Origin of the sequence: Thauera butanivorans NBRC 103042, from assembly GCF_001591165.1 — a bacterium.
Lineage (GTDB): Bacteria > Pseudomonadota > Gammaproteobacteria > Burkholderiales > Rhodocyclaceae > Thauera > Thauera butanivorans.
The window spans coordinates 1-8379 of record NZ_BCUG01000027.1; the positions used below are offsets into that span (position 1 = coordinate 1).

Annotated in this window: 9 protein-coding genes; 6 read left to right on the top strand and 3 right to left on the bottom strand. The window is 63.6% G+C overall.

Annotated features, from left to right (window positions below; genetic code table 11):
- Positions 1–57: 57 nt before the first annotated feature.
- Positions 58–1164: a porin gene (locus tag TBU01S_RS12255; protein WP_068636918.1), complete on the bottom strand. Its 1107-nt coding sequence runs from the start codon at positions 1162–1164 to the stop codon at positions 58–60.
- 50 nt (positions 1165–1214) lie between these two features.
- Here TBU01S_RS12255 and TBU01S_RS12260 point away from each other — a divergent pair, with 50 nt between their 5' ends.
- From TBU01S_RS12260 to rpoH, 6 genes are all read left to right on the top strand, one after another.
- The gene (locus TBU01S_RS12260) at positions 1215–1508 is read left to right on the top strand and encodes a type II toxin-antitoxin system Phd/YefM family antitoxin (protein WP_245650914.1); all 294 of its coding nucleotides are present in this window, start codon (positions 1215–1217) and stop codon (positions 1506–1508) included.
- Positions 1505–1906 carry a type II toxin-antitoxin system VapC family toxin gene (locus TBU01S_RS12265; RefSeq protein ID WP_068636920.1) on the top strand — a complete coding sequence of 134 codons (402 nt, stop codon included), beginning with the start codon at positions 1505–1507 and terminating at the stop codon, positions 1904–1906. The genes TBU01S_RS12260 and TBU01S_RS12265 overlap by 4 nt, the downstream gene beginning before the upstream one ends.
- Before the next feature lie 173 nt (positions 1907–2079).
- Positions 2080–3180, top strand: coding sequence for a porin (locus TBU01S_RS12270; protein WP_068636921.1), 1101 nt, complete (start codon positions 2080–2082; stop codon positions 3178–3180).
- 180 nt (positions 3181–3360) lie between these two features.
- Positions 3361–4398: a hypothetical protein gene (locus TBU01S_RS25275; protein ID WP_068636922.1), complete on the top strand. Its 1038-nt coding sequence runs from the start codon at positions 3361–3363 to the stop codon at positions 4396–4398.
- Positions 4395–5663, top strand: a complete 1269-nt coding sequence (locus TBU01S_RS12280; RefSeq protein WP_068636923.1) for an OprD family porin — start codon at positions 4395–4397, stop codon at positions 5661–5663. The genes TBU01S_RS25275 and TBU01S_RS12280 overlap by 4 nt, the downstream gene beginning before the upstream one ends.
- Before the next feature lie 124 nt (positions 5664–5787).
- A complete protein-coding gene (gene rpoH, locus TBU01S_RS12285) occupies positions 5788–6639 on the top strand; it encodes an RNA polymerase sigma factor RpoH (protein WP_068636924.1) in 852 nt (283 codons plus the stop codon).
- Between the two features lie 152 nt (positions 6640–6791).
- On the opposite strand, the gene TBU01S_RS12290 is transcribed toward rpoH, so the two are convergent.
- Together TBU01S_RS12290 and cyoE are read right to left on the bottom strand one after the other, a co-directional pair.
- Positions 6792–7394 carry an SCO family protein gene (locus tag TBU01S_RS12290; protein ID WP_068636925.1) on the bottom strand — a complete coding sequence of 201 codons (603 nt, stop codon included), beginning with the start codon at positions 7392–7394 and terminating at the stop codon, positions 6792–6794.
- Between the two features lie 98 nt (positions 7395–7492).
- Positions 7493–8374: a heme o synthase gene (gene cyoE / locus TBU01S_RS12295; RefSeq protein WP_068636926.1), complete on the bottom strand. Its 882-nt coding sequence runs from the start codon at positions 8372–8374 to the stop codon at positions 7493–7495.
- Positions 8375–8379 lie beyond the last annotated feature (5 nt).

The window sequence follows — 8379 nt, forward strand, 5'->3', positions numbered from 1 at the left end:
CCGAAAAAACGGGCGCCGAAGCGCCCGTCTTGTTTTCGAACCTGTCGGGAGGACAGATCAGAAGGTGTGGCGAACACCGATGGCGAACAGATCGGCGTTGTCGCCGCCGAAGGTCGAGCCAGCCTTGTGGCCGTAGCCGACCAGACCCATGGTCAAGCCATTGTCGTTATCGGTGCGGTTGAAGGCAGCGTAGGCAGTGGTGCGCTTCGACAGCGCGTGGGTGTAGGCCAGGGTGTAGGACTTGACCTTGTCGTCCGAACCGTCAGACCAGTCGAGCTTGGTTTGGCCATAGGCGACATGGACATTACCCGCGGCGCCGACCGGGACGATCAGGCCAACCTGCCACAGATCGGCGTCTTCATCCTTCGCACCGTAAATGTTGTCAACCGACTGGTAGGAGGCGTGCAGCGACACGACACCGAAGTCATAGCTGGCGCCCAGGCCCCATTCCTTCTGCTTGTCGTCCAGACCGGCAACCGCGTAGTCGTTCTTGACCACTTGGTAGACACCGCCGACCTTCAGCGGGCCGTTGGCGTAGTCCAAGCTCAAGCCGTAGGCGTCGTCGTCGCTCGGCTTCTCACCCAGTTCGATAGCAGGACGGGCACCGAAGCCAGCGCCGAGGGCGTTTTCCGTATAGTCCGTGCCGGTCGAATAAATGGCGCGGGCGGTCAGGCCGGAGAAGCTGCCGGTGTAAGCCACCGAATTGCTCCAGCGAGCCGGGGTGTTCGGGGTGATGGTCATGCCCGACTGGCTCGACAGGATGGATTGCGGGCTGATTGCAGCACCAGCCAGGGCGTCGTAGTTGAAGAAGTAGCCCGGCGCGTACTGACGACCGAGGCTGACGGTGCCGAAGCCGCCGGACAGGCCCACGAAGGCTTGACGCGATTGCGCCTTGCCGCCGATCTGGTCGTTACCGCTGCCGATGTCGAAACCCTGCTCCAGCACGAACACGGCCTTCAGGCCGTTGCCCAGGTCTTCGGTGCCACGGAAACCCAGGCGGCTGCCCGACAGGCCACCGTCGCCGACGCCGCGGAAGTCGTTTTCACCATGCTTGCCGAAGCCGACGTAGGCGTCCGCCACACCGTAGATGGTGACGTTGGACTGCGCGAAGGCCGGGGCCGAAACCAGGCCGGCGATGGCCAGCGCGATCAGTTTCTTCTGCATGAAACGTCCAGAAATCCGATTTCTGGGCAAATCAAAGGTTTCATCATGACTTGACCACCAATCTGACCATGGTCATGATTATGGTCATTCATTTTCCGCCAGGAGAGCTCTCCATGCAGACCATTCAGGCTTCCGAGTTCAAGGCTCGCTGCCTTGCCATCATGGATCAGGTCGCCGAGTCGGGCGAGGTCATCGTCGTAACCAAGAACGGCAAGCCTGTTGCCGAACTCCACCCGTACGCGGGCGAGAACAGAAGTTCTCCTTTCGGCCTTCACCCTGGTCTACGCATCCAGGGTGACATCGTGTCGCCACTTGCCGCAGATGACTGGGAGGCGCTGGCTTGATCGTTCTGGACACTCACGCCCTGATCTGGATGGATGCGGACGACCCCGCTCTCGGCCCTCAGGCACGACAACGCATCTCCGAGGAATGGCGCTCTGGTCGCGTCGCCGTCAGCGCGATCAGTTTCTGGGAATGTGCGCTGCTGGAGCAACGAGGACGGATCGTGCTACCCGTTGCAATCGAAGTATGGCGAGCGGAATTTCTGGCAGCGGGCTTAGTCGAGATCCCGCTCGACGGGCGCATCAGCTTGCTTGCTGCGGGTTTTTTCGAGTTGCACCGTGACCCCGCCGACCGTTTCATTGCTGCCTCTGCGATGGCACGCAACGCTACCCTGATGACTGCCGACGAAAAGCTGCTGGCCTGGCAATCGCCCCTGCCTCGTCTGGATGCGCGGCGCTGATTTGCCAGCCTTGTTGCACGTCCGCAACAGACTTGCCCTGAATGTGGTGTTTTCGCGCTGCGAAGCTTGCAAGGGCAGCGGCAGATTTGCAGAATCGCTCCAACTTCTCGCCAGAGAGGTGAGTAGGACCAAGGCAGATGCCAAGGTCTCAACTTCAATTTGAGGAGAAACAAATGCAGAAGAAACTGATCGCGCTGGCCATCGCCGGCCTGGTTTCGGCCCCGGCCTTCGCGCAGTCCAACGTCACCATCTACGGTGTGGCGGATGCCTACGTCGGTATCGGCAAGCATGGTGAAAACGATTTCCGCGGTGTCGGTTCCGGCGCGCTGTCGGGCAGCCGTGTCGGCTTCCGCGGCACCGAAGACCTGGGCAATGGCCTGAAGGCCGTGTTCGTGCTGGAGCAAGGCTTCAGCATCGACAACGGCAGCGAAATGGGTTCGGGCTATCAGCGCCAGGCCCTCGTCGGCCTCGCCGGCGCCTTCGGCACCGTGGCCCTGGGTCGTCAATACGCGCCTGGCTACTTCTTCAACCACGACGGCCTGGCTGGCGCCGCGATTGGTCCGCAGTCCATCCTGTCGGCCTATGCTGGCATGAGCATCACCCCGAACAGTGGTGCCCGCTGGAACAACTCGGTGACCTACACCGGTAGCTTCTCAGGCTTGACTGCCCGTGCCATCTACTCGGCTAAGGATATCGAGAACGGCAATGGCTATGCGAACGACACCACCAAGTTCATCTCGCCGAGCAGCGACGACGCCTACGGCCTGGGCCTGGAGTATGCCAACGGCCCGCTGAAGGTTAGCGGTGTGTATCAGGTCGTCAAGTTTGCAGATACCATTACCACGCCGAACGACGGCAAGAAGCAAAAGGAATGGGGCGTGGGCGCAGGCTACGACTTCGGTGTCGTGGCACTGAACGCATCCTACCAGTCGGCTGACGATCTGGGCGGCTTCAAAAACAACGACGCCGACCTCTGGGCCGTCGGTCTGGGCGTTCCGGTCGGCGCCGCGGGCAACATCCATCTGTCCTACGGTCAAATCAAGTTCGACATTCCTGGCGACAGCGACACCAAGATCAAGTCCTACACCCTGGCCTACACCCAGGCGCTGTCGAAGCGCACCACCGCTTATGTCGCGTTCAACCGTACCGACAACGACGACGGTGAGTTCGCAGGTCTGGTTGGCTACAGCCCCAAGCAGAGCGATTTCCTTACCGGCGACTTCGGTGGCAAGAACTCCGACCTGCTGGGCGTCGGTATCCGCCACACCTTCTGATCTGTCTCCCAGACAGGTTTGAAAGCAAAACGGGCGCTTCGGCGCCCGTTTTTTCGTCCACGCCCTTCGCTCCATTTCTGCCCGCCCTTCACCGCAGCGGATCGACCCTGAAATACTCGCCGGTCTGCCTGCCCAGCGGATACTCTCGTTGCCATAGCAGCGACTCGCCCGCGGCGCGTCATGCACTTCCTCCTCCATGCCCACGGCGCGGCAGGCGTCCTTGAAAGTATGGCGGAAGGAATGGAAGACCTTGCGGCCGTCGCCGATGCCGACCTTTCTGCGCAGATAGCCCGAAAAGAAGGTGCTGAAATAGCCGCCGAGCTTGCCGCGCGGATTCGCCCTAAGATCGGGAAACAACAACCCCGCCCCCTGCAGGCCGGCAACGTAATCCAGGAAACCGCAGTCCAGCAGCGTCGCATGGAGCGGAATCCGCCTGCGCGAAGCCGGATTCTTGAGTTGCGCATGCCCGGCGTCGTCGCTGATGTGCAGATAGTGCCCCAGACCCTTGGCGCGGCGGACGTCGCTGACCAGCAGTTGCGCCAGTTCCTCGACCCGTGCCCCGGTGAACAGGGCCAGCAGCGGCAGCCAGAACGCGGCCTCCCTGCCACCGCCTTTCGGGCGCCTGCCTGCAATGTGGATTTCAGCGCGGAACAGGCGGTTCAGATCGTCCGCGGTGAATGCGATGCGGGCCTTGCGGCGCACCGCTTCCTGCATTCTGAGTTCGGCAGCCGGATTCGAGGCGGCCAGTTCATGATCGACCGCCGTTCCGAACAGGGTCCTGATGATGCCCAGCTTGTGCCTGACGGTGGCCGGGCTCTGGCACGATGCGAGCAAGTGGTCGCGGAAAGCCAGCAGATTCCTGCGGCGCACATCCGCAAGCGGCATTCCGCCGGTGAAGGCGGCGAAGGCATCGAGAACCTTGCGGTACTTGGCGACCGTCGCTGCCCGGCGGCCGGGCGACGAGCGCTGCCACAGTTCGAACAGCAGTGCATAGGCGTCGGTAGCAGCCGTTGCGGCCGGCGCTTGCTCGATCACGTGGCACTGTCCCATGTTCATGTTCTTCACTTCAGGCTCCTGGCGTCATCAAAGAAGGCCGGGAGCCTAAACATCCGATCCGGCAACGGTGAAGCATGCGAAAATCCGCGCCGGGGAGATCGCGGCTGCATTCGATGCAACGCATCCGCCACACATCAAACAACAGCAAGGAAAAAACAATGACGTCGAAGAAATGGGCGTGTTCGATCGCCCTCAGCCTGGCCGCCACGGCCCCGGCAATGGGCGCAGGCCAATCCGAAGCGCGCGGCTTCATCGAGGACAGCTCGCTGGACCTGTTCCTGCGCAATGCCTACATCAGCCGTGATTACAAGCAGGGCAGGCAGGACAAGGCCGAATGGGGCCAGGGCGCGGTGCTGAACTTCACTTCGGGCTTCACCCAGGGCACGGTCGGCTTCGGCGTCGATGCCTTCGGCCTGTATGCCGTCCGCCTCGACAGCGGCCGGGGACGTGCAGGCGCAGCGGGTATCGACTTTTTCCACGTGGGCAATGACGGCAAGGTCGAGCACGACGTCGCCAGGGCCGGCGGCTCGGTCAAGTTGCGCTTTTCCAACACCGTGCTCGCCTACGGCGATCTGCGGCCGACGCTGCCGGTGCTCAACCACGACGCCTCGCGCCTGATGCCGGAAAGCTTCACCGGCACGATGATCACCTCGAACGAGATCGAAGGCCTGACGCTGCACGCCGGCCGCTTCCATGCCGAAGCACGCAAGAGCGACGAAAGCCGCGACGGCGGCAGGCTGAAGGCCATCGACCTGATCGGCGGCCGCTACCAGTTCAACGAAGTGTTCAGCGGCGCGCTGTATGCATCTGACATCGAGGACGTGCTCGAGCGCCAGTACATCAACCTGAACTACGTGCGCCCGCTGGCGCAGGGCGATTCGCTCACGCTCGACTTCAACGGCTACAACACCAGGCAGGACAAGAAGTTCGACCCCGACGAAGGCAAGAACCGCATCTGGAGCCTGGCCGCGACCTATGCCACCGGCCCGCACGCCTTCACCGTGGCACACCAGCGCAGCAGCGGCGACGTCGGCTTCAACTACGGCTTCTACCAGAGCGAAGGCTGGGTGGGCAACGGCGGCAGCACGATCTTCCTCGCCAACTCCTTCTGGTCCGACTTCAACGCCAAGGACGAGCGTTCCTGGCAACTGAGCTACGCGGTGGACTTCACCGAGTACGGCGTGCCCGGCCTGAGCTACGTCGTCGCCTACGTCCGCGGCGACAACATCGACGCCGGCGCGCCGAGCCGCGGCAAGGAACGCGAATGGTTCAACCAGTTGAGCTACAAGGTGCAGAGCGGTGCAGCCAAGGACCTGAGCATCCGCCTGCGCGCGTCCTTCCTGCGCGTTTCGGAGGACGCCCGCGCCTATAACAGCGAGGGCAACGAGATCCGCGTGTTCGTCGACTATCCGCTGAACCTGTTCTGATCCGCATGGCGGCGGGGTGCCGGATGATCGGCGCCCTGCCAAGAACAGCACGGAACTCCCTCCCGCGTTTAGCACTCTCAAGGCGCGAGTGCTAAAATCGAGCACACAAGGAGGACACAAGCCTATGTCTCAAGCCCTGTCGTTTCCCGTTCCCGCCACCGGCAGCCTGGATCAGTACATCCAGAGCGTCAATCGCATGCCCATGCTCAGCGAGCAGCAGGAAGTGGAACTGGCAACGCGCCTGCGCGAGCAGGGGGATGTCGACGCGGCGCGCCAGTTGGTGATGTCGCATCTGCGGGTGGTGGTCGCGATCGCACGCGGCTACCTGGGCTACGGCCTGCCGCACGCCGACCTGATCCAGGAAGGCAACGTCGGCCTGATGAAGGCGGTGAAGCGCTTCGACCCCACGCGCGGCGTGCGTCTGGTTTCGTTCGCGATGCACTGGATCAAGGCCGAGATCCACGAATACGTGCTGAAGAACTGGCGCCTGGTCAAGATCGCCACCACCAAGGCCCAGCGCAAGCTGTTCTTCAACCTGCGCAGCCTGAAGCAGGACGCCGGCACCTTGAATCCGGTCGAAGTCGATGCCATCGCCACCCAGCTCGGCGTCAAGCCCGAGGAAGTGGTCGAGATGGAAACCCGCCTCGGCGGCCGCGACATTCCGCTGGAAGGCAGCGGCGACGACGAGGACGAACGCTTCGCGCCGATCGCCTACCTGCCCGATCCGCACGCCGAACCTTCCGAAGCGCTGGCCCGCACGCAGCTCGCCCACATGCAGGACGTCGGCCTGCGCAATGCCCTGGCCAGCCTCGACGACCGCAGCCGCAACATCGTCCAGCGCCGCTGGCTGAGCGAAGGCGACAGCGCCACGCTGCACGAACTGGCAGCGGAATACGGCGTCTCTGCCGAACGCATCCGCCAGATCGAGGCCAAGGCGATGCAGAAGATGCGCGGGATGCTGGCCGACGCTGTCTGAGCGGCATGAAGATCTATCTGGACGTATGCTGCTCCAATCGGCCATTCGACGATCAGAGCCAGACACGCATTCGGCTTGAAACTGAAGCTAAGCTGGTTCTGCAAGTTGAGGCAGGCGAATCCATCATCGAACTCCGCTGACGCCCGGCAGATTCATTTCCCCGCCAGCAGCGCCCCGATGTCCGCCGCGACCTTGGCCGGCTCTTCGCCATGCTTCATGTACAGGCGCAGCCGGCCCTGCGGGTCGAACACGTAGGTGCCGGCCGAGTGGTCGACGGTGTAGTGGCCGTCGGGGTCGCCGCTCTTGCGGTAGAAGACGCGGAAATCCTTGGCAACCGCAGCGATCTGCTCTGGCTCGCCGTACAGCCCGAGGAAGCGCTCGTCGAACACCGGCACGTATTCCGCCAGCAGCGCCGGCGTGTCGCGTTCGGGATCGACGGTGACGAACAGCACCTGGACCTTGTCGCCATCGGCACCGAGTTGCTGCATCACCATGCTCATGTCGGACAGCGCAGTCGGGCAGACATCCGGGCACTGGGTGTAGCCGAAGAAGATCGTCACGACCTTGCCCTTGAAGTCCGCCAGCGTGCGCTCCTGGCCATGATGGTCGGTGAGCCGCAGCTTCTGGCCGTACTCCGCGCCGGTGATGTCGGTGCTGTGGAAGACGGGTTCGGGCGGCGCACAGGCCGCGAGCAGGCCGAGCGCGAGCAGGGGCGCGGCCAGCGGGCGCAGGAAACGGGCAAGGGAAAGAGACATCGGGCACCTTGATGCTGCTTGTTCGGTCAGCCCCCGATGATAGACGTTCGCGGCACACCGGGCACGGCCCATGCGTCAAGCTGCCGCACCCGGACGCATCACCAGGGCAGGTAGTGATCCATCAGCAGCGCCGCGAACAGTCCGAACAGATAGACGATGGAAAAGCGGAAGGTGCGCCGCGCCAGGGCATCGCTGTAATCGCGGTACAAGCGCCAGGCATGAAGGATGAAGCGCAGGCCGAGCCCCACCGCCACACCGAGATAGAGCGCGCCGCTCATGCGCGTGGCAAAGGGCAGCAGCGTGACGCCGAACAGGATCAGCGTGTACAGCAGCACCGACAGCCGGGTGAATTCGGCGCCGTGCGTCACCGGCAGCATCGGCAGCCCGGCGCGCGCGTAGTCGGCCGTGCGGTACAGCGCCAGCGCCCAGAAATGAGGCGGCGTCCACGCGAAGATGATGAGGAACAGCAGCAGCGCATCGGCATTGACTTCGCCCGACACCGCGGCCCAGCCCAGCACCGGCGGCATTGCGCCCGAGGCGCCGCCGATGACGATGTTCTGCGGCGTATGGGGCTTGAGCAGCACCGTATAGACCACCGCATAGCCGATGAAGGTGGCGAGCGTCAGCCACATCGTCAGCGGGTTGACCGCCTGGTGCAGCACCATCAGGCCGAAGCCGCCCAGCATGCCCGCGAACAGCAGCACTTCGGCCGGCGCAAGGTCGCCGCGCGGCAGTGGACGGCCCCGGGTCCGCGCCATGCGGGCGTCGATCTGGCGCTCGATCAGACAGTTCATCGCCGCCGCCGCACCCGCCACACAGGCGATGCCGAGCGTGGCGGCAAACACGGTCAGCGCATCCGGCAGCCCCGCCGGCACGGCGAGAAACATGCCGATCACCGCACAGAACACGATCAGCGTGTTCACCTTGGGCTTGGTCAGAACGTAGAAAGCTCGCAGACGGCCGGCACGCGCCGTTCCCAGGGCAA